The organism is Streptomyces enissocaesilis, assembly GCF_039533765.1.
Classification (GTDB): domain Bacteria; phylum Actinomycetota; class Actinomycetes; order Streptomycetales; family Streptomycetaceae; genus Streptomyces; species Streptomyces enissocaesilis.
Window position 1 is genome coordinate 169,675 of the sequence record NZ_BAAAUD010000014.1, and the last position, 18,841, is coordinate 188,515.

Consider the following 18,841-nt stretch of genomic DNA (forward strand, 5'->3'; position numbering starts at 1 on the left):
GGTGAAGCGTGGGGTGTGCGCAGGGAGCGGGCGTCGTACGGAGAAAGCCAATCCGCGGCTGAATCACGCAGTCCCGAACGCGGCCCCCGGAGCGGCCCGCCCCCGCCCCACGGCGCCGGCCGTACCCACCCGCCCGCTCACGCCTCGGTGATCCCCGCCACCAGCTCGTCCGCCGCCGCGTAAGGATCCAGCTCCCCCGCCACGATCCGCTCCGCCAGCGCTCCCAGCCGCCGGTCGCCCCGCAGATCGCCGATCCGCTCCCGCAGCGCGGTGACCGCGATCGTCTCGACCTCGTGCGCCGCCCGCTTCGCCCGCCGCTCCGCCAGCACCCCGTGCTCCTCCATCCACGCCCGGTGCTTCTCCAGCGCCCCGACGACCTCGTCGACACCCTCGCCCCGCGCCGCCACCGTCTTCACGATCGGCGGCCGCCAGTCCCCGGGCCCCCGGGACTCCCCGAGCCCCAGCATGTGGTTGAGCTCCCGCACGGTCGCGTCGGCCCCGTCCCGGTCGGCCTTGTTCACGACGTACACGTCACCGATCTCCAGGATCCCCGCCTTCGCGGCCTGGATCCCGTCCCCCATCCCCGGCGCCAGCAGCACCACGGACGTGTCCGCCTGCGAGGCGATCTCCACCTCCGACTGCCCGACACCCACCGTCTCGACCAGCACCACGTCGCAGCCCGCCGCGTCCAGCACCCGGATGGCCTGCGGCGCGGCCCAGGCCAGCCCGCCCAGGTGTCCCCGCGTGGCCATCGACCGGATGTAGACCCCCGGATCCGACGCGTGCTCCGACATCCGCACCCGGTCACCCAGCAGCGCGCCGCCGCTGAACGGCGACGAGGGATCCACCGCCAGCACCCCGACCCGCTTGCCGGCCCGCCGGTACGCCGACACGAGCGCCGACGTGGAAGTCGACTTGCCGACTCCCGGTGACCCCGTGAGCCCCACCACATACGCGCCGCCGGCGAGCGGAGCCAGCGCCGCCATCACCTCACGCAGTTGCGGGGACGCCCCCTCCACCAGCGAGATCAGCCGGGCAACGGCCCGGGGCCGGCCCTCTCGCGCCTGAGCCACCAGCCCGGGGACGTCCTGCATCACAATTCCGCTCCTTGATCGGCGAACCGACGTACCTGCAAAGGCGTACCTGCAAGGCGCGCCCGCGAAGACGCGCCGTAAAGGGGTTACTTGCCCGCGACCTTGATGATCAGCGCATCACCCTGACCACCGCCACCGCACAGCGCGGCCGCACCGACGCCCCCGCCCCGCCGCTTCAGTTCGAGCGCCAGGTGCAGCACGACCCGCGCGCCGGACATTCCGATGGGGTGTCCCAGAGCGATCGCGCCACCGTTGACGTTCACCTTTTCCGGGGAAATTCCGAGGTCCTTCATTGACTGGACCGCAACCGCGGCGAAGGCCTCGTTGATCTCCACGAGGTCAAGGTCCTCGACTCCGATCCCCTCCTTGCCGAGCGCGTGCGCGATGGCGTTGGAAGGCTGCGACTGGAGCGAGTTGTCGGGCCCGGCCACGTTCCCGTGGGCCCCGATCTCGGCGATCCACTCCAGCCCGAGCTCCTCCGCCCTGGCCTTGCTCATGACCACCACGGCCGCCGCGCCGTCCGAAATCTGCGAAGCGGTCCCGGCGGTGATCGTCCCGTCCTTGGCGAAAGCGGGACGCAGCCTGCCCAGCGACTCGGCGGTCGTCTCGGGCCGGATTCCCTCGTCCTTCGAGAAAAGGACCGGCTCGCCCTTGCGCTGCGGAATCTCGACGGGCGTGATCTCCGCCTCGAAGAGGCCGTTCTTCTGCGCGGCGGCGGCCCGCTGGTGCGAAAGCGCCGCGAATTCGTCCTGCGGTCCGCGCGCGATTCCGAGCCGGGTGTTGTGCTTCTCGGTCGACTCCCCCATCGCGATGCCCTCGAAGGAGTCGGTGAGCCCGTCGTGCGCCATCGAGTCGAGCATCTCGATCGCGCCGTACTTGAAGCCCTCACGGGACTTGGGCAGCACGTGAGGGGCGTTCGTCATGGACTCCTGGCCACCGGCGACGACGACGTCGAACTCACCGGCGCGGATCAGCTGGTCGGCCAGCGCGATCGCGTCGAGCCCCGACAGACAGACCTTGTTGACGGTCAGAGCGGGTACGGCCATGGGAATCCCGGCCTTCACCGCCGCCTGACGGGCGGGAATCTGCCCCGCCCCGGCCTGCAGCACCTGCCCCATGATCACGTACTGGACCTGGTCCCCGCCGATGCCGGCCCGCTCCAGGGCGGCCTTGATGGCGAACCCGCCGAGGTCCGCGCCGGAGAAGGACTTCAGCGAGCCGAGCAGCCGGCCCATGGGCGTACGGGCACCGGCGACGATGACAGACGTAGTGCGGTTCGTTCCAGGCATGAGGCACGGCCCCTTGGGATGAGGAGTGAACGAGGGTTTACCTCAATGTACTGAGCGGTACGGGCCCGGTCACCGGGCAGCGAGTGTGATCGCGCGCACGTTGCGTAACCACTCCGATCGCGCTGCACTGAACCCATGCTGACGCGAATCGACCACATCGGAATCGCCTGTTTCGACCTCGACAGGACCATCGAGTTCTACCGCTCGACCTATGGCTTCCAGGTGTACCACTCGGAGGTCAACGAGGAGCAGGGCGTGCGTGAGGCCATGCTCAAGATCAACGAAACGTCCGACGGCGGCGCCACGTACCTCCAGCTCCTGGAGCCCACCAGGGAGGACTCCGCGGTGGGAAAGTGGCTGGCCAAGAACGGTGAGGGGGTCCACCACATCGCCTTCGGCACCCCGGACGTGGACGCCGACGCGGCGGACGCCCGCGACAAGGGCGTACGGGTCCTCTACGACGAGCCCCGCATCGGTTCGATGGGGTCCCGCATCACGTTCCTGCACCCCAAGGACTGCCACGGCGTCCTGACGGAACTGGTCACTTCGGCCCCTTCCGCCCCCGAGGAGCACTGACCCCCGGATTCCACGGCCGGTAGAGTGGGCGGTTCCGGTCCGGGGCCGGACCGGGGCCTGTGACTCATGCCCCGCAGTTGATCTGACACCATTCCCCCCGGGGGGCCGCCCGTTCCGGGGTGGCGCTTGTTCGGAGAGTCGGAAGAGTTGCGACCAGGGGACGGATGGGACCGCGCAGTGCGGGGCTACGAACGCCAGGAGAGCCACCAGCGGGGTGAAACCGACCATCTCTCGCGGTTCGAAGCCGAGATGGACCGGCTGAAGACCGAGCGGGAGAAGGCGGTTCAGCACGCCGAGGATCTCGGCTACCAGGTCGAGGTGTTGCGCGCCAAGCTCCACGAGGCGCGCCGCAACCTCGCGTCCCGTCCTGCCTACGACGCGGCGGACATCGGTTACCAGGCCGAGCAGTTGCTGCGTAACGCCCAGGTCCAGGCCGACCAGCTGCGCACCGACGCCGAGCGCGAACTGCGCGACGCCCGGGCGCAGACGCAGCGGATCCTCCAGGAGCACGCCGAGCACCAGGCACGGCTCCAGGCCGAGTTGCACACGGAGGCGGTCACCCGCCGCCAGCGGCTCGACCAGGAGCTCGCCGAGCGCCGGCAGACCGTCGAGGCGCACGTCAACGAGAACGTGGCGTGGGCCGAGCAGCTGCGCGCCCGTACCGAGGCGCAGGCCCGCCGGCTCCTGGAGGAGTCCCGCGCCGAGGCCGAGCAGGCGCTGGCCGCCGCCCGCGCCGAGGCCGACCGGGTCGCCCAGGAGGCCCGCCGGCGCCTCGGCGCCGAGGCCGAGAACGCCCGCGCCGAGGCGGAAGCGCTTCTGCTGCGCGCCCGCAAGGACGCCGAACGCCTGCTGAACGCCGCCTCGAACCAGGCGCAGGAGGCGACGGCCCACGCCGAGCAGTTGCGTACCTCGACGACCGCCGAGTCCGACCAGGCGCGCCGCCAGGCCGCCGAGCTGAGCCGCACCGCCGAGCAGCGGATGCAGGAGGCCGAGACGGCGCTGCGCGAGGCGCGCGCCGAGGCCGAGAAGGTCCTGACCGAGGCGAAGGACGCGGCGGCCAAGCAGTTGACGACGGCCGAGTCCGTCAACGAGCAGCGCACCCGTACGGCCAGGACCGAGATCGCCCGGCTGGTCGCGGAGGCCACGAAGGACGCCGAGGCGCTCAAGGCGGAGGCCGAGCAGGCCCGCGCCGACGCCCGCGCCGAGGCGGAGCGGCTGGTGGCCGAGGCCGCCGAGAAGGCCCGTACGGCCGCCGCCGAGGATTCGGCGGCCCAGCTCGCCAAGGCCGCCCGTACCGCCGAGGAGGTCCTGACCAAGGCGTCCGACGACGCCAGGGAGACCACCCGCAAGGCGTCCGAGGAGGCCGAGCGGATCCGCCGCGAGGCCGAGGCGGAGATCGAGCGGCTGCGCAGCGAGGCGGCGGCCCAGGCCGACCAGCTCAAGGGCGCGGCCAAGGACGACACCAAGGAGTACCGGGCCAAGACGGTCGAGTTGCAGGAGGAGGCGCGCAGGCTGCGCGGCGAGGCCGAGCAGCTGCGGGCCGAGGCGGTCGCCGAGGGCGAGCGGATCCGCGGCGAGGCCCGCCGCGAGGCCGTGCAGCAGATCGAGGAGGCGGCCAGGACCGCCGAGGAGCTGCTGACCAAGGCGCGGGGCGACGCGGACGAGCTGCGCACGTCCGCCGCAGCCGAGAGCGAGCGCGTGCGCGGCGAGGCGGTCGAGCGCGCCACGGCGCTGCGCAAGCAGGCCGAGGAGACCCTGGAGCGCACCCGCGCCGAGGCCGAGCAGCTGCGCACCGAGGCCGAGGAGCAGGCGGCGGGCACCACCGCCGACGCCGAGGAGGCCGCCCGCGCGCTGCGCGAGGAGGCCGAGCGCGCCGTCGCCGCCCGCCAGGCCGAGGCCGCCGAGGAGCTGGCCCGGCTGCACGCCGAGGGCGAGCAGCGCGTCGCCGCCGCCGAGCAGGCGCTGGGCGAGGCCAGGGCCGAGGCCGAGCGGCTGCGCCGGGAGGCCGGCGAGGAGATCGAGCGGCTGCGCACCGAAGCGGCGGAGCGGGTGCGTACGCTCCAGGCGCAGGCCGAGACGGAGGCGGAGCGGCTGCGCACCGAGGCGGCCGCCGACGCCTCGCAGTCGCGCGCCGAGGGCGAGGCCGTCGCCGTACGGCTGCGCGGCGAGGCGTCGAACGAGGCGGAGCGGCTCAAGGCGGAGGCGCAGGAGAGCGCGGACCGGATGCGCGCGGAAGCCGCGTCCGCCGCCGAGCGTGTCGCCACCGAGGCCGCCGAGGCGCTGGCCGCCGCCCAGGAGGAGGCCGCGAGGCGCCGCCGGGAGGCCGAGGAGACACTGGCCGCCGCCCGCGAGGAGGCCGAGCGGGAGCGTACGCAGGCCCGCGAGCAGAGCGAGGAGCTGCTGGCGTCCGCCCGCAAGCGGGTCGAGGACGCGCAGGCCGAGGCGCAGCGCCTGGTCCAGGAGGCGGACTACCGGGCGACCGAGCTGGTCGCCGCCGCCGAGCAGACCGCGCAGCAGGTACGGGACGCGGTGGCCGGGCTGCACGAGCAGGCCGAGGAGGAGATCGCCGGGCTGCGCAGCGCCGCCGAGCACGTGGCGGAGCGTACGAAGACCGAGGCGCAGGAGGAGGCGGACCGGCTCCGCGCCGAGGCGTACGAGGAGCGGGAGCGGGCCACCGAGGACGCGATCGGGATGCGCCGGCGGGCGCAGGAGGAGACGGACGCCGCGAAGGCGCTCGCGGAGCGCACGGTCGGGGACGCGATCGCGGAGGCGGAGCGGCTGCGTTCCGACTCCTCCGAGTACGCCCAGAGGCTCCGTACGGAGGCGTCCGACGCGCTGGCTTCGGCCGAGCAGGACGCGGCCCGTTCGCGCGCCGAGGCCCGCGAGGACGCCAACCGCATCCGCAACGAGGCGGCGGCGCAGGCGGACCGGCTGATCGGCGAGGCGACGGGCGAGGCCGAGCGCATGGCGGCCGAGGCCGTGCAGTCGCTGACGGCCGCCGGGCAGGACGCGGCCCGGATGCGGGCCGAGGCCGAGCAGATCAAGGCGGACGGCGAGGCCGGGGCCGAGCGGTTGCGGACCGAGGCGCGCGAGGAGGGCGAACGCGTTCTCGACGAGGCGCGCAAGGCCGCCGACAAGCGGCGCGGCGACGCCGCGGCGCAGGCCGACACGCTCGTCTCCGAGGCGAGCGGCGAGGCCGAGCGGATCCTCTCCGACGCGAACGGCGAGGCCGAGCGGCTGCGCGCGGAGGCCGAGCGGGTGCGCGGCGAGGCGCGCCAGGAGGCCGAGCGGATCCTCGACGAGGCGCGTCAGGCGGCGGCCAAGCGGCGCGGCGACGCCGCGGCGCAGGCCGACACGCTCGTCTCCGAGGCGAGCGGCGAGGCCGAGCGGATCCTCTCCGACGCGAACGGCGAGGCCGAGCGGCTGCGCGCGGAGGCCGCCGAGATGGTGGGCTCCGCCCAGCGGGCGGCGGAGCGCATCAGGTCCGACGCCGAGAAGGCCAAGGCGGACGCCGAGGGGGCGGCGGAGCGGATGCGCGGCGACGCGCGCGCCGAGGCCGACCGGCTGCTCGACGAGGCGCGTCAGGCGGCGGCCAAGCGCCGCTCGGACGCCGCCGAGCAGGCCGACCAGCTGATCGCGAAGGCCCGGGAGGAGGCGCTGCTCACCGCGACGCGGGCCGAGGAGCAGGCCGACACGATGGTCGGCGCGGCCCGCAAGGAGGCCGAGCGGCTGGTGGCGGAGTCGACGGTCGAGGGCAACTCCCTGGTGGAGAAGGCCCGCACGGACGCCGACGAGCTGCTGGTCGGGGCCCGCAGGGACGCGACCGCCATACGGGAGCGGGCGGAGGAGCTGCGCTCCCGCACGGAGAGCGAGATCGAGGAGCTGCACGACCGGGCCCGCCGGGAGACGTCCGAGCAGATGCGGACGGCGGGCGAGCGTGTCGACAAGCTGGTGAAGGCCGCGACGGAGCAGCAGGCCGAGGCCGAGGCGAAGGCGAAGACGATGATCTCCGAGGCGAGTTCGGAGGCGGGCAAGGTCCGTATCGCCGCGGTGAAGAAGGCCGAGGCGCTGCTCAAGGAGGCCGAGCAGAAGAAGGCCGAGCTGGTACGGGAGGCCGAGCGGATGCACGCGGAGGCCGAGGCCGAGGCGGCGCGCATGGTCGAGGAGGGCCGGCGCGAGCTCGACGTGCTCGTACGCCGCCGCGAGGACATCCAGACCGAGATTTCCCGTGTCCAGGACGTGCTGGAGGCGTTGGAGTCTTTCGAGACTCCTGCGGGGGGTGGCAAGGCGACCTCGAACAGCGGCTCCGCCGCAGGTGGAGTCAGAGCGGGGGCAGCGTCGGGCAGCGCTCGTTCGGGTGGCAAGACTTCGGACAGTTAGCCACTCGAAAGAGGTGTCATTCTCCGGACCAAACCTGCATTGGCTCGGTGACACGCCGTCCGGGCCCCTAGGATTCCCCCTAACACCCCACCGGTCTCATTCGACAGGAACCCAGGAACCCCATGAGCGACACTTCCTCCCCCTTCGGCTTCGAGCTCGTGCGGCGTGGTTACGACCGCGGTCAGGTGGACGACCGCATTACCAAACTCGTCGCCGACCGTGACAGCGCTCTGGCCCGAATCACTGCTCTGGAAAAGCGCATCGAGGAGCTCCACCTCGAGACACAGAACGCCCAGGCCCAGGTCAGCGACGCCGAGCCGTCGTACGCCGGTCTCGGTGCGCGTGTCGAGAAGATCCTCCGTCTCGCCGAGGAGGAGGCGAAGGACCTGCGTGAGGAGGCCCGTCGCGCCGCCGAGCAGCACCGCGAGCTCGCCGAGTCCGCCGCGCAGCAGGTGCGCAACGACGCCGAGTCGTTCGCCGCCGAGCGCAAGGCGAAGGCCGAGGACGAGGGCGTCCGTATCGTCGAGAAGGCCAAGGGGGACGCCTCGACGCTGCGCAGCGAGGCACAGAAGGACGCGCAGCAGAAGCGCGAGGAGGCGGACGCCCTCTTCGAGGAGACCCGTGCCAAGGCCGCCCAGGCCGCCGCGGACTTCGAGACGAACCTGGCCAAGCGCCGCGAGCAGTCCGAGCGCGACCTGGCTTCGCGCCAGGCCAAGGCCGAGAAGCGGCTGGCCGAGATCGAGCACCGCGCCGAGCAGCTGCGCCTGGAGGCCGAGAAGCTGCGTACGGACGCGGAGCGCCGGGCCCGTCAGACGGTGGAGACCGCGCAGCGCCAGGCCGAGGACATCGTCGCCGACGCCAACGCCAAGGCCGACCGGATCCGCAGCGAATCGGAGCGCGAGCTGGCGGCGCTCACCAACCGCCGCGACTCGATCAACGCGCAGCTGACCAACGTCCGCGAGATGCTGGCGACGCTGACCGGTGCGGCCGTCGCCGCCGCCGGTGCGCCGGCCGACGACGAGCCGATCACCCGCGGCGTCCCGGCGCAGCAGACCCGCTAGTCCGAAGCGGAAGCAAGCAGGCCGTAAAAGCCTCGAAGGCCCCCTGCCATTCCGGTGGCGGGGGGCCTGGTGCGCCCTTAGCGTGGCGGGCATGATTGAGCTGACGGGCCTGACGAAGCGTTACGGCGAGAAGGTGGCCGTCGACCGTCTGACCTTCACCGTACGGCCGGGCATCGTGACCGGCTTCCTGGGCCCGAACGGCGCGGGCAAGTCGACGACCATGCGGATGCTGCTGGGACTGGACAACCCGACGGCGGGCGACGTGCGCATCGACGGGAAGCGTTACGCCGAACTCAAGGATCCCCTGAAGTACATCGGCGCGCTCCTCGACGCCAAGGCGATGCACGGCGGCCGCAGCGCGTACCACCACCTGCTGTGCCTGGCCCAGAGCAACGGCATACCCCGCCGCAGGGTCTCCGAGGTCCTCGAGACGGTGGGCCTGACGGCCGTCGCCAAGAAGCGCGCGAAGGGCTTCTCGCTCGGCATGGGCCAGCGGCTCGGCATCGCGGGCGCGCTGCTGGGCGATCCCGAGATCCTCATGTTCGACGAGCCGGTGAACGGGCTCGACCCCGAGGGCATCCACTGGATCCGCAATCTGATGAAGTCGCTGGCGGGCCAGGGCCGTACGGTCTTCGTCTCCTCCCACCTGATGAGCGAGATGGCGCTCACCGCCGACCACCTGGTCGTCATCGGCCAGGGCAGGCTGCTCGCCGACACGTCCATGGCCGACTTCATCCGGGAGAACTCGCGCAGTTACGTGCGGCTGCGCTCCCCGCAGCAGGAGCGGCTGCGCGATGTCCTGCACGAGGCCGGGATCACGGCGGTCGGCAGGGGTGACGGCGTGCTGGAGGCGGACGGCGCGACCTCGGAGCAGCTCGGCGAACTCGCCGCCCGCCACCAGCTCGTACTCCACGAACTGAGCCCCCAGCAGGCCTCGCTGGAGGAGGCGTTCATGCAGCTGACCGCGGGGTCCGTGGAGTACCACGCGCATACGGACGGCGGGGTGCCGCAGACGCCCGGGGCCGGCTGGGGCGCCGGCGTGCAGCAGCAGAAGAAGAAGGGGGTCTGAGCCATGGCGGTCGCGCAGGTGCTCACGTCGGAATGGACCAAGATCAGATCGGTTCGGTCCACGGTGTGGACGCTCGGTCTCGCCGCGGTGGTCACGATCGGCCTCGGTGTGCTGATCAGTATTCTCTCGAAGAACGAATTCGAGAACCTGCACGCACAGGACAAGCTCGCCTTCGATCCCACTTTCGTGAGTTTCGCCGGAACGAGCCTCGGCCAGCTCGCAATGATCGTTTTCGGCGTACTCGTCGTGTCGAACGAGTACAGCACCGGAATGATCCGCATGTCGCTCTCCGCGGTCCCGCAGCGCGGCACCTTCCTCTTCGGCAAGATCACCGTCGCCACGGCGCTCGCCCTGGCCGTCGCGATGGTCACGAGTTTCGCCTCCTTCTTCCTCGGCCAGGCGATGCTGGGCGACCTGAGAGCGGACATCGGCGACCCGGGCGTCCTGCGCGCGGTGATCGGCGGCGGGCTCTACATGACCCTGATCGCGCTGTTCTCGATGGGCGTCGCCACCATGCTGCGCAGCCCGATGCTCGCGCTCGGCATCCTGATGCCGGTCTTCTTCCTCCTCGCGCCGATCCTGGGCAACGTCTCCGCTACCAAGAAAATCGGCCAGTACCTTCCCGACCAGGCGGGCAGCAAGATCATGCAGGTGGTACCGCCGCTCGACGGCGACGCGCCGTACGGCCCGTGGGGCGGACTGCTGATCATGGTGGCGTGGGTCGTCGTGGCCCTGGCGGGCGGATACGTCCTGCTGAAGAAGCGGGACGCGTGAATCCGGCGGCCGCTTCCCCGGCTTAGCAGGAACCGTCAACGGCTGGTTATCCTCCTAACCCTTACGGGGGCGCGTTCGGCCATGCGGTCACAGCCCCGACGACCCGACCTGTCGATGGGGCTGCACACACATGATCGAGGCAGTCGGCCTGACGAAGCGCTACGGCGCCAAGACAGCCGTGCACAACCTTTCCTTCCAGGTGCGCCCGGGCACGGTGACGGGCTTCCTCGGCCCCAACGGCTCCGGCAAGTCCACGACGATGCGCATGATCCTCGGGCTCGACGAGCCCACCGCGGGCCATGTCACCATCGGCGGCCACCCCTTCCGCAAGCTGCCCAACGCCCCCCGGCAGGTCGGCGCCCTGCTCGACGCCAAGGCCGTGCACGGCGGGCGCAGCGCCCGCAACCACCTGCTGTCGCTGGCGCAGCTCTCCGGCATCCCCGCCCAGCGGGTCGACGAGGTGCTCGGGGTCGTCGGCCTCCAGGACGTCGCCAGGCGACGCTCCAACGGCTTCTCGCTCGGCATGGGGCAGCGCCTGGGCATCGCGGCGGCGCTGCTCGGCGACCCGCAGGTGCTGCTCTTCGACGAGCCGGTCAACGGCCTCGACCCCGAGGGCATCCTGTGGGTCCGCAACCTCATGAAGACGCTGGCCTCCGAGGGCCGTACGGTCTTCGTCTCCAGTCACCTCATGAGCGAGATGGCGCTCACCGCCGACCACTTGATCGTGATCGGGCGCGGGCAGCTGCTCGCCGACATGAGCGTCAAGGACTTCATCTCCGCCAACTCCGCGGACTTCGCCCGGGTGCGTACGCCGCAGACCGAGCCGCAGCAGCGCGAGAAGCTGTCCTCGGTGCTGACCGAGGCCGGCGGGCACGTCATGACCGAACAGGACGGTGCGCTGCGCGTCACCGGTCTGCCGCTGCCGCGGATCAGCGACCTCGCGCACGGGGCCGACGTACGGCTGTGGGAGCTCTCGCCGCACCAGGCCTCGCTGGAGGAGGCGTACATGCGGATGACCCAGGGCGCGGTGGACTACCGCTCGACGGCCGACCAGCTGGCCGGCTTCCAGCCGCCCCAGCCCGGTGGTTACGCCCCGTCCGCGCCGCCCGTGCCGCAGCAGGGCTGGTACGCCCCGCCGCCGCCCCAGGCCGGCGGGCAGCAGCCCTTCGCGGGCGCCCCCCTGCCGCCCGGCCAGGCACCCGTGCCCGGTTACGCGCCCGCTCCGGGCCAGAACCCGTACGCGGCACCTCCCGCCCCGGCGGCGCCCCCCGCGCCCGCTCCGGCGCCCGCCGCCCCCCACCCGACCAAGAGCGACAGCGACAGCCCCGAGGACGCCCGATGACGACCCCGTACCAGCAGCAGGCCCCGCAGCAGTACCCGCCGCAGGGCGTCGCGTCGTACGTCTCGCCGATCCCGGTGCGCAGGGCGACGCTCGGGGACGCCCTCGCCTCCGAGTGGACGAAGATCCGGTCGGTGCGCTCCACGGTGTGGACGCTCGGCGTGATGATCCTGCTCGTCCTCGGCATCGGACTGCTCTCGACGCTGCTCATCTCCTCGTCCGGCGCCGACCTCGACGGGACCCCGGTCCTGAGCCTCGGCTTCTTCGGCGTACTGCTCGGTTCCATCCCGGTGATCACACTCGGCGTGATGACCGTCGCGTCCGAGTACGGCACGGGCATGATCCGCACGACCCTCACGGCGTGCCCCAGCCGCGCCCGGGTGCTGACCGCCAAGTCGATCGTCTTCTTCGCGCTGGCCTTCGTCATCACACTGGTGACCACCGCCGTCGTCGGGGCGCTCCAGACCGCGATGCTGGACGGCGCCACGACCACCGGCGAGGACTGGCTGCGCGCGACGGTCGGCGTCAGCCTCTACATCGCGACGCTCGGCCTGCTCTCGCTCGCCGTCGGCTCGCTCATCCGCCACTCGGCGGGCGCGATCACCATCATGATCGGCGTGGTGCTGCTGCCTCTGGTGCTGGCGATGTTCATGTTCTCCGAGTCGCTGACCGACCTTCAGCAGGCGCTCTTCGAGTACTCGATCCCCAACCAGCTCGGTGTCTTCTACGACGCCTCGGTCACCCCGTCGGGACCGTCGGGGTGGGACCCGCTGTGGATCCTGGCGGGCGTGACCGCCGTGACGCTCGGCGGTGCCTTCCTGGCTCTGGAGAAGCGCGACGTGTGACCCCCGCGACGCCTGACCGCGGCCCGGCGCGCCGGTCAGTAGCGCGGGGCGTTGCGGGACCGCTGCACCTTCGAGGTGCGGCGGTCCTTCGCGTTCCAGCACGCCTTGTGCCAGTGCCTGCGGTCGTCGACGCCGCCGTACTCGGACCAGGCCACCAGGTGCGGCACCCCGGACGGGATCTCCTGGTCGCAGCCCGGGCAGCGGTAGCGCTTGCCGGCCGCGTTCGCGCCGGCGACCCGGCGCACCGACCACTCCTCGCCCTGCCACCACTCGGTGCTCTGGAGCCCGAACCTGTCTCCTGCCGTGCCGCTCCGGGGCTCGGTCGGGTTCTCGCCGCCCTTGGGGCGGTTGCGACGCGGGGACACCTGAAACCTCACGGGTCGAAAGGAAGTGGCTCTCCCAAGCCTAGGGCCATTCGGCCGGGGCACCCGTACCGCACCGCGTACGGGCCCGCCGCCCGCGGGTTCCGGCTTACCGGAAAATCGCAACAACTTCTCACGTGGCCGTGCCTTTGGCACGTGTCAGGCGTTGTTGCCGGTGAAGGGGGATGCCGCGTCGGCCGCAAGGAGGCAGAAGGCGATGCGTGTCGGAACGTTTGTACTGGCAGCCCAGTTCCCGGGCCAGGGCCAGGGAGAAGCGCTGCACCGGGCGGTGCGGTCGGCCGAGGTCGCCGAGGAGTGCGGGCTGGACTCGGTCTGGCTCGCGGAGCACCATTTCGTGCCGTACGGCGTGTGCCCCTCCGCGGTGACCCTCGCCGCACTGCTGCTCGGCCGCACCCGGCGGATCCGCGTGGGCACGGCGGTCAGCGTCCTGCCGACCGTCCATCCGGTCGCCCTGGGCGAGCAGGCCGCGCTGCTGCACCTCACCTCCGGCGGGCGCTTCACGCTCGGCGTCGGGCGGGGCGGGCCGTGGGTGGACCTGGAGGTGTTCGGTCAAGGACTGGCGGCGTACGAGCACGGTTTCCCCGAATCGCTGGACCTGCTGCTGCGGTGGTTGCGCGAGCCGCGCGTCGGGGCGCGGGGAGAGCGGTTCGACTTCCGCCAGGTCGCCGTCGTACCCAGGCCGGACGAGCTGCTGCCGACGGGCCCCGGAGGGCCGGAGGCACCCGGGGGCCCCGAGGTCGTGGTCGCCTGCACCTCGCCCAAGAGCGTGCGGCTGGCGGCCGAACGCGGGCTGCCGATGCTGCTCGGCATGCACTGCGGCGACGAGGACAAGGCGGAGATGGTCACGCTGTGGCGCAGGCACGCGCTCGCCGCGGGACACGAACCGGAGACGGTCGCGCGGGCGGGCCATGTCTCGGCCGGAGTGGCGCAGATCGCGGGCAGTGCGGCCGACGCCACGGAGACCCTGACGAAGGCGATGCCCGGCTGGCTCAAGCAGGGGCTCGACGCCCATGTGACGGTGGACGGGCGGCACCGCGCGATGCGGGACCCCGTCGCCTACACGGAGATGCTGTGCCGGCTGCACCCGGTGGGTCCGCCGCGGCTGGCCGCCGACCGGCTGGCGGCCACCGCGGAACGGACCGGCATCACACGCTTCGCACTGCTCGTCGAAGGGTCGGGTGACCTCGCGGCCACCGAGGAGAACGTACGGCTGCTGGGGTCCGAGGTGCTTCCCCTGCTGTCCTGACCCCGTCGGCCCGGAAGGCCCGGCCCGGCGGGACACTGCCGCTCCGCATCAGTCGTGCGACTCCCACGACGCGGAGCGGCAGCGTTGTCTCAGCAGTCCCGCAGTTCCGGTGACTGGTTGAGCAGCTGACCCCTGATCGAGGTGAAGCGGACGAGCCGCTCGTCCGAAGAGGAGTCCAGCGGGAACACCGCTACGCGGTGGCAGTTCTGGAAAGCAAGACGTACGCCGAAGTGCCGCTGGAGCGCACCGCGAATCGCGTCACTCGCGAGTGCGCGCAGCAGCTGACCACGAGCCTGCTCGTTTGGCGGAGGCGTCTGGTTGTCGGCGAACTCTCCACCGTCGACCTTCAGCTGTGCCACCAGAGAGCTGATCATCTCCCATGCGTAGGGCAGGGAGGTCCGGACGCAGTCGACGAAGGCGGCTTCGTCGACATCGCCTCGCTCGGCCTGTTCCAACAGTGCCGGTGAGACGTCGAGCGACATGGGTTCTCCTCTCGCGACCCCGGGCCGGGGTCTTACGGGCAGGGAAGGCGGACGACGACGCAGGGTGCACGTACGACGACCTCCTGCATCCAAGTTAAGCGTGCGATCCGGACCGCACCAGGAGATTGGGAACACAACCGGCCAACAACGAACGGGGGCTTACTGGGCGAATCGCGTGGAGCACGGGTAGTCGAGTAGCGTTGCGCCCCATGCGTCTCGTCATTGCCCGCTGCTCCGTGGACTACGCGGGCCGGCTCACCGCCCACTTGCCCTCCGCTCCCCGTCTGATCCTGGTGAAGGCGGACGGCAGCGTCTCGATCCACGCCGACGACAGGGCGTACAAACCGCTCAACTGGATGTCGCCGCCGTGCACCCTCAAGGAAGGCACCGGAGACGACGCCGGTACCTGGACGGTGATCAACAAGGCGGGCGAGAAACTGATCATCACGATGGAGGAAGTCCTCCACGACTCGTCCCACGAGCTGGGCGTGGACCCCGGGCTCATCAAGGACGGCGTCGAAGCGCACCTCCAGGAGCTGCTCGCCGACCGCATCGAGACCCTCGGCGAGGGCTACACCCTGATCCGGCGCGAATATCCCACCGCCATCGGCCCGGTGGACATCCTGTGCCGCGACGCGGACGGGGCGACGGTGGCGGTGGAGCTGAAGCGGCGCGGTGACATCGACGGCGTCGAACAGCTCACCCGCTACCTCGAACTGCTCAACCGGGACCCGCACCTGGCTCCGGTGAGAGGCGTCTTCGCGGCGCAGGAGATCAAGCCGCAGGCGCGCGTACTGGCGACGGACCGCGGGATCGGCTGCGTCGTACTGGACTACAACGCGATGCGCGGCATCGAGGACGACAAGCTCCGCCTGTTCTGACCTGCTCCCGGCTTACGGCGCTTGCGCCTTGCGGCCTCCGGGGAGGGGCGGGGGCGGGACCCCCTCCGCCCCCGCCCCCGCGCCCTACGCCGGGTTCGCGGGGTCCTGTGCGCTGGACGAGACCGGGGCGCTGTTGCTGGCACTGCCGCCCGTGGTGGAGGTGGTGCCGTCCGTGGTGGTGCCGTCGGTGGTCCCGCCGCTGGTCGTGTCGCCGGTGGTCCCGCCCTCGGTGGTCCCGCCCTCGGAAGTGCCTCCGTCGGCGCCGCCTTCGGAGGTACCGCCCTCGGAGGTTCCACCCGTCGAGGTGGGGCCTCCGGTGGTCGGGCCGCCCGTCGTGGGACCGCCCGTCGTCGGGCCACCGGTCGTGGGACCGCCCGTGGTCGGGCCTCCGGTGGTCGGGCCGCCCGTCGTGGGACCGCCCGTGGTCGGGCCGCCCGTGGTCGGACCGCCGGTCGTCGGGCCGTCCGTCGTCGGATCGTCCGAGGTCGGCGGCTTGCTGCCCGGCGACGAGGAGTCGTCGTCCGTCGGTTTGCCGCTCTTGGACGGACTGCTGCCCGGGGCATCGCTGTCGCCGCTCTCGCCCGGCTGCGGCTGTCCCGACGTACCGGGCCCGACGGGGTGGCGCGGGTCGCCAGGGCGCTCGGTCGAGCCCCGGGTCGGCTCGCCGGCCGGCAGACCGTCCTGTCCATCGTCCTCGGTGGCCGACTGCTCGGTCCTGACCTTGTTGTCCGGCGTCTCGTCGCTGTCCGAGGCCGCGCCCAGGGTCACCACGGTGCCGAGCACGGCGACGAGCAGCGCGCCCGCGCCCGCCGCGACCATGTTGCGCCGCGCGCCGCCGAGCAGGGCGAGACGGCCGCCGGCCGGGGCCTGTGCCGGACGGTGGGTGACCAGCGTGCTGTCCTCGTCCGGCCGTTCGGGCCCGGGCGGCAGCAACAGGGGTACGACCGCCGCCGGTACGCCGCCGGGGGGCGACGCCGACTCCTCGTACCGCGCCGCGGGCACCTCCTCGCCCGCGGGCGTGCGTCCGCCCGGCACGAGCCCGCCGACGCCCGCGCGGGAGCGGTCCGCGACCAGCGCCAGCGCCCTGCGTCCGGCGACGGTGCCGCTCTTGTCGGCCACGGCGCCGCGCATCGCGATGGACGCCTCCAGCTCGACCCGGGCCCGGTCCAGATTGCCCGTGCAGAGCGCGAGGACACCCAACTCGTGGTGGAAGTACGCCTCTTCGGCGACCTCACCCGCGAGGCGCGCGGCTTCGAGCCCGGTCCGCAGGGCCCGCTCCCACGCCCCCCAGCACAGCCCGGCGGCGAAGGCGGGCGCCGCCGTACGGGCGAGCAGGACGGCGGCGCTCGGATGCCCCGCCTCGGTGCCCGGCACCAGCGCGGCCATCGCGGCGAGGACCGCGTCGGCCTCCGCGGCCGCCCGGCCGGGGGTGACCGAGGGGTGCCCGACCCACCAGGCGTAGTGCTGGGCGGCGCTGTGCGCCCGCTCCGTCATGTCGTCCGCGAACCCCGCGGCCTCCAGCTGCGGGGCCACACCGGCCGCCAGCCGGTAGTGCGCGCCGGCCGGCGAGAGCAGGCCGCAGCTCGTCAGCTCGCCGAGCGCGGCGTCCGCGTGGGTGTCCCCCACGAGGGCCGGCAGGTGGGCCTGGTGCGGGATCTCGCCGCCGAGCGCGAGGGCGAAGCGCAGGGTGGCCCGGGCTGACCCGCTCAGCCGGGACGTGAGCAGCGCCACGGGCATCGCTCCCTCGGCGAGCGAGGGCAGCGGCACGTCGTGGCCGCCGTCCGCGTCGAACCGCTGCTCGTCGGAGTACCCGTACTCCTCGAAGACATCGGGGTCGGCGCGCAGCCGGTCGCGCTGGCGCAGCAGCGCACCCGCCTGCACGAAGCGCAGCGGCAGCCCCTCGGACTCGAACCACAGGTCGCCCGCCCAGTTCGCCTCGTCGTCGGTGAGCGGCCGGTCCACGGCCCGTTCGAGGAGTTCCAGACTGGCGCCGCGGCCGAGACCGCCGAGGAAGACCTCCTCGACGTGCGACTCGGGCGAGGGCGGGGCGACATCCGGGGTCGTGGCGAGCAGGAAGGCGCACTCGGGTGTGGCCTCCAGCAGCTCGTCCAGCGCCGCCCCGCCGAACTCCAGGTCGTCGAGGACGACGACGGCACCGATCTCACGGACGAGACCGAGCAGCCCCGCCCGGTCCGGACGGTGCAGCGGCGCGCTGTACACGGCGGCGAACAGGTCGTGCAGCAGCTCTTCGGACGTGCGGTGGTTTCCGCAGAGCCGTACGACGCCGTCGGGCGCGAGGTCCGCGCACTCTTGGGCGACGGCGTCGAGCAGCGCCGTACGGCCGGATCCCGACGGTCCCGTCAGCCGCACCGAACGCCCGCGCGCGAGTAGCCGCACGAGCCTCTCGCGCTCCTCCTGGCGCTCCAGGAGCGGGCGGTCGGGAACGGCCGGCCCCGGCGGTACGGGCGGCGCGGCCGCCCGCAGCAGCTCGGCCCGGTCGTCGGCGCCGTGCCGGACCGGCCGCGCGGGGCGCTCGCCGGGCGGGCAGACTTCGATCTCGCTGCCGTCGACGGGGTTGACGGTGAGCAGGAAGTCGCCCGCGACGACCTGCACGGTGCGGGCGGGCGCGGGCGAGGACGGTCCGCTCCCCTTGGCCTGGCTGTTCTGCGCGAGAACCGGCGGCAGCGCGTCCCGCGGCGGCCGGCGCGCCCCGTCACGGGTGCCGCTCCCGCCGGAACGGTCGTCGTCGCGGCCGTGCTCTTCCGGTCCTCGGTTCAGCGGGTCCATGGTCAAAGCCCCCCAGATGCGTGGCGTGCGGTGGTCCCTCCCGGCCTTTCACACGCTCGCTGTCGCTTCTGGTCCGGTGCCCGCCGTACTCGGGTTCGTCAATCGGCGGGCGACCGAACCCTAGACCTTCGCACAGTATCTGTGAACAAGAGGGGTGCCGCCCCGCCCGGGACGTCACGGTCTCGTGAGGATTGTGCGCCGTCCCGCTCAGACCCTCGGCAGCGATTCGGCCGCGAGGCCGCCCTCGATGGCGAGGATGCGGTGCAGTCTGGTCGCGACCAGCAGGCGCTGCATCTGGGCCGGTACCCCGCGCAGCACGAGCCTGCGGCCCGCCCGCCCGGCGCGCCGGTGGGCGCCCATGATGACGCCCAGGCCGGTGGCGTCCCAGGAGTCCAGCTCGGTCAGGTCCAGCACCAGATCGCCGACTCCGTCGTCGACGGCCGAGTGCAGGGCCGTACGGGCGTCCGCCGCGCTGCGGACGTCGAGGCGGCCCCCGACGACCAGCTCGACGTGATCGCCCCTGATGTGCATATGCGCTCCCCGGGAGTACGTCGGTTTCTCCGTGACTTGGTGTCTTGCTTCTTCCTTGCACCCAACTGACTGCCGTACGGGTAAGGAAGTTGCCGCCCGTAAGC

Annotated in this window: 15 protein-coding genes; 9 read left to right on the top strand and 6 right to left on the bottom strand. The window is 72.5% G+C overall.

Translation table 11 applies throughout. The features are described from left to right. Positions 1 to 137 precede the first annotated feature (137 nt). Complete coding sequence (meaB, locus tag ABD374_RS07790; RefSeq protein WP_344492799.1) at positions 138 to 1,094, bottom strand: methylmalonyl Co-A mutase-associated GTPase MeaB; 957 nt, start codon at positions 1,092 to 1,094, stop codon at positions 138 to 140. Between the two features lie 86 nt (positions 1,095 to 1,180). After that, entirely contained in the window at positions 1,181 to 2,383 is a 1,203-nt protein-coding gene (locus ABD374_RS07795; protein WP_344492802.1) for an acetyl-CoA C-acetyltransferase, read from the bottom strand. Between the two features lie 135 nt (positions 2,384 to 2,518). On the opposite strand from ABD374_RS07795, the gene mce reads away from it, so the two are divergent. The 7 genes from mce to ABD374_RS07830 all read left to right on the top strand — a co-directional run bounded on the left by mce (position 2,519) and on the right by ABD374_RS07830 (position 12,427). Further along, positions 2,519 to 2,959, top strand: a complete 441-nt coding sequence (mce, locus tag ABD374_RS07800; protein ID WP_344492805.1) for a methylmalonyl-CoA epimerase — start codon at positions 2,519 to 2,521, stop codon at positions 2,957 to 2,959. Positions 2,960 to 3,136: 177 nt separating this feature from the next. Continuing rightward, positions 3,137 to 7,339 (top strand): polarized growth protein Scy, encoded by a 4,203-nt coding sequence (gene scy / locus ABD374_RS07805; protein WP_344492808.1) that lies wholly within the window; start codon positions 3,137 to 3,139, stop codon positions 7,337 to 7,339. Between the two features lie 122 nt (positions 7,340 to 7,461). Next, entirely contained in the window at positions 7,462 to 8,400 is a 939-nt protein-coding gene (locus tag ABD374_RS07810) for a coiled-coil domain-containing protein (RefSeq protein ID WP_138896371.1), read from the top strand. A 91-nt stretch (positions 8,401 to 8,491) separates the two neighbouring features. After that, positions 8,492 to 9,469 carry an ATP-binding cassette domain-containing protein gene (locus ABD374_RS07815; protein ID WP_344492812.1) on the top strand — a complete coding sequence of 326 codons (978 nt, stop codon included), beginning with the start codon at positions 8,492 to 8,494 and terminating at the stop codon, positions 9,467 to 9,469. Positions 9,470 to 9,472: 3 nt separating this feature from the next. Continuing rightward, positions 9,473 to 10,243, top strand: coding sequence for an ABC transporter permease (locus ABD374_RS07820; protein WP_344492815.1), 771 nt, complete (start codon positions 9,473 to 9,475; stop codon positions 10,241 to 10,243). Positions 10,244 to 10,373: 130 nt separating this feature from the next. After that, the gene (locus tag ABD374_RS07825) at positions 10,374 to 11,585 is read left to right on the top strand and encodes an ABC transporter ATP-binding protein (protein ID WP_344492818.1); all 1,212 of its coding nucleotides are present in this window, start codon (positions 10,374 to 10,376) and stop codon (positions 11,583 to 11,585) included. Further along, positions 11,582 to 12,427, top strand: coding sequence for an ABC transporter permease (locus ABD374_RS07830; protein WP_344492821.1), 846 nt, complete (start codon positions 11,582 to 11,584; stop codon positions 12,425 to 12,427). The genes ABD374_RS07825 and ABD374_RS07830 overlap by 4 nt, the downstream gene beginning before the upstream one ends. A 35-nt stretch (positions 12,428 to 12,462) precedes the next feature. Here ABD374_RS07830 and ABD374_RS07835 read toward each other — a convergent pair whose 3' ends face one another. Next, a complete protein-coding gene (locus ABD374_RS07835) occupies positions 12,463 to 12,792 on the bottom strand; it encodes an ATP/GTP-binding protein (RefSeq protein WP_344492971.1) in 330 nt (109 codons plus the stop codon). A 214-nt stretch (positions 12,793 to 13,006) separates the two neighbouring features. On the opposite strand from ABD374_RS07835, the gene ABD374_RS07840 reads away from it, so the two are divergent. Next, entirely contained in the window at positions 13,007 to 14,056 is a 1,050-nt protein-coding gene (locus tag ABD374_RS07840) for an LLM class flavin-dependent oxidoreductase (protein WP_344492825.1), read from the top strand. An 89-nt stretch (positions 14,057 to 14,145) separates the two neighbouring features. On the opposite strand, the gene ABD374_RS07845 is transcribed toward ABD374_RS07840, so the two are convergent. Next, positions 14,146 to 14,538: an SCO5389 family protein gene (locus ABD374_RS07845; protein ID WP_344492828.1), complete on the bottom strand. Its 393-nt coding sequence runs from the start codon at positions 14,536 to 14,538 to the stop codon at positions 14,146 to 14,148. Between the two features lie 209 nt (positions 14,539 to 14,747). Between ABD374_RS07845 and nucS the strand changes: the two genes are divergently transcribed. Next, the gene (gene nucS / locus ABD374_RS07850; protein ID WP_344492831.1) at positions 14,748 to 15,419 is read left to right on the top strand and encodes an endonuclease NucS; all 672 of its coding nucleotides are present in this window, start codon (positions 14,748 to 14,750) and stop codon (positions 15,417 to 15,419) included. A gap of 84 nt (positions 15,420 to 15,503) precedes the next feature. Here nucS and ABD374_RS07855 read toward each other — a convergent pair whose 3' ends face one another. Together ABD374_RS07855 and ABD374_RS07860 are read right to left on the bottom strand one after the other, a co-directional pair. Continuing rightward, positions 15,504 to 18,206 carry an ATP-binding protein gene (locus ABD374_RS07855; RefSeq protein ID WP_344492834.1) on the bottom strand — a complete coding sequence of 901 codons (2,703 nt, stop codon included), beginning with the start codon at positions 18,204 to 18,206 and terminating at the stop codon, positions 15,504 to 15,506. Positions 18,207 to 18,413: 207 nt separating this feature from the next. Continuing rightward, complete coding sequence (locus tag ABD374_RS07860; RefSeq protein WP_093799010.1) at positions 18,414 to 18,737, bottom strand: STAS domain-containing protein; 324 nt, start codon at positions 18,735 to 18,737, stop codon at positions 18,414 to 18,416. Positions 18,738 to 18,841: the final 104 nt, after the last annotated feature.

Bases quoted from the DNA above. Each gene is read 5' to 3' on its own strand.
- ABD374_RS07830 (WP_344492821.1), top strand. From the start codon at position 11,582: ATGACGACCCCGTACCAGCAGCAGGCCCCGCAGCAGTACCCGCCGCAG.
- mce (WP_344492805.1), top strand. From the start codon at position 2,519: ATGCTGACGCGAATCGACCACATCGGAATCGCCTGTTTCGACCTCGAC.
- ABD374_RS07845 (WP_344492828.1), bottom strand. From the start codon at position 14,538: ATGTCGCTCGACGTCTCACCGGCACTGTTGGAACAGGCCGAGCGAGGC.
- ABD374_RS07840 (WP_344492825.1), top strand. From the start codon at position 13,007: ATGCGTGTCGGAACGTTTGTACTGGCAGCCCAGTTCCCGGGCCAGGGC.
- ABD374_RS07855 (WP_344492834.1), bottom strand. From the start codon at position 18,206: ATGGACCCGCTGAACCGAGGACCGGAAGAGCACGGCCGCGACGACGAC.
- meaB (WP_344492799.1), bottom strand. From the start codon at position 1,094: ATGCAGGACGTCCCCGGGCTGGTGGCTCAGGCGCGAGAGGGCCGGCCC.
- ABD374_RS07825 (WP_344492818.1), top strand. From the start codon at position 10,374: ATGATCGAGGCAGTCGGCCTGACGAAGCGCTACGGCGCCAAGACAGCC.
- ABD374_RS07815 (WP_344492812.1), top strand. From the start codon at position 8,492: ATGATTGAGCTGACGGGCCTGACGAAGCGTTACGGCGAGAAGGTGGCC.
- ABD374_RS07860 (WP_093799010.1), bottom strand. From the start codon at position 18,737: ATGCACATCAGGGGCGATCACGTCGAGCTGGTCGTCGGGGGCCGCCTC.
- ABD374_RS07810 (WP_138896371.1), top strand. From the start codon at position 7,462: ATGAGCGACACTTCCTCCCCCTTCGGCTTCGAGCTCGTGCGGCGTGGT.
- ABD374_RS07820 (WP_344492815.1), top strand. From the start codon at position 9,473: ATGGCGGTCGCGCAGGTGCTCACGTCGGAATGGACCAAGATCAGATCG.
- ABD374_RS07795 (WP_344492802.1), bottom strand. From the start codon at position 2,383: ATGCCTGGAACGAACCGCACTACGTCTGTCATCGTCGCCGGTGCCCGT.
- nucS (WP_344492831.1), top strand. From the start codon at position 14,748: ATGCGTCTCGTCATTGCCCGCTGCTCCGTGGACTACGCGGGCCGGCTC.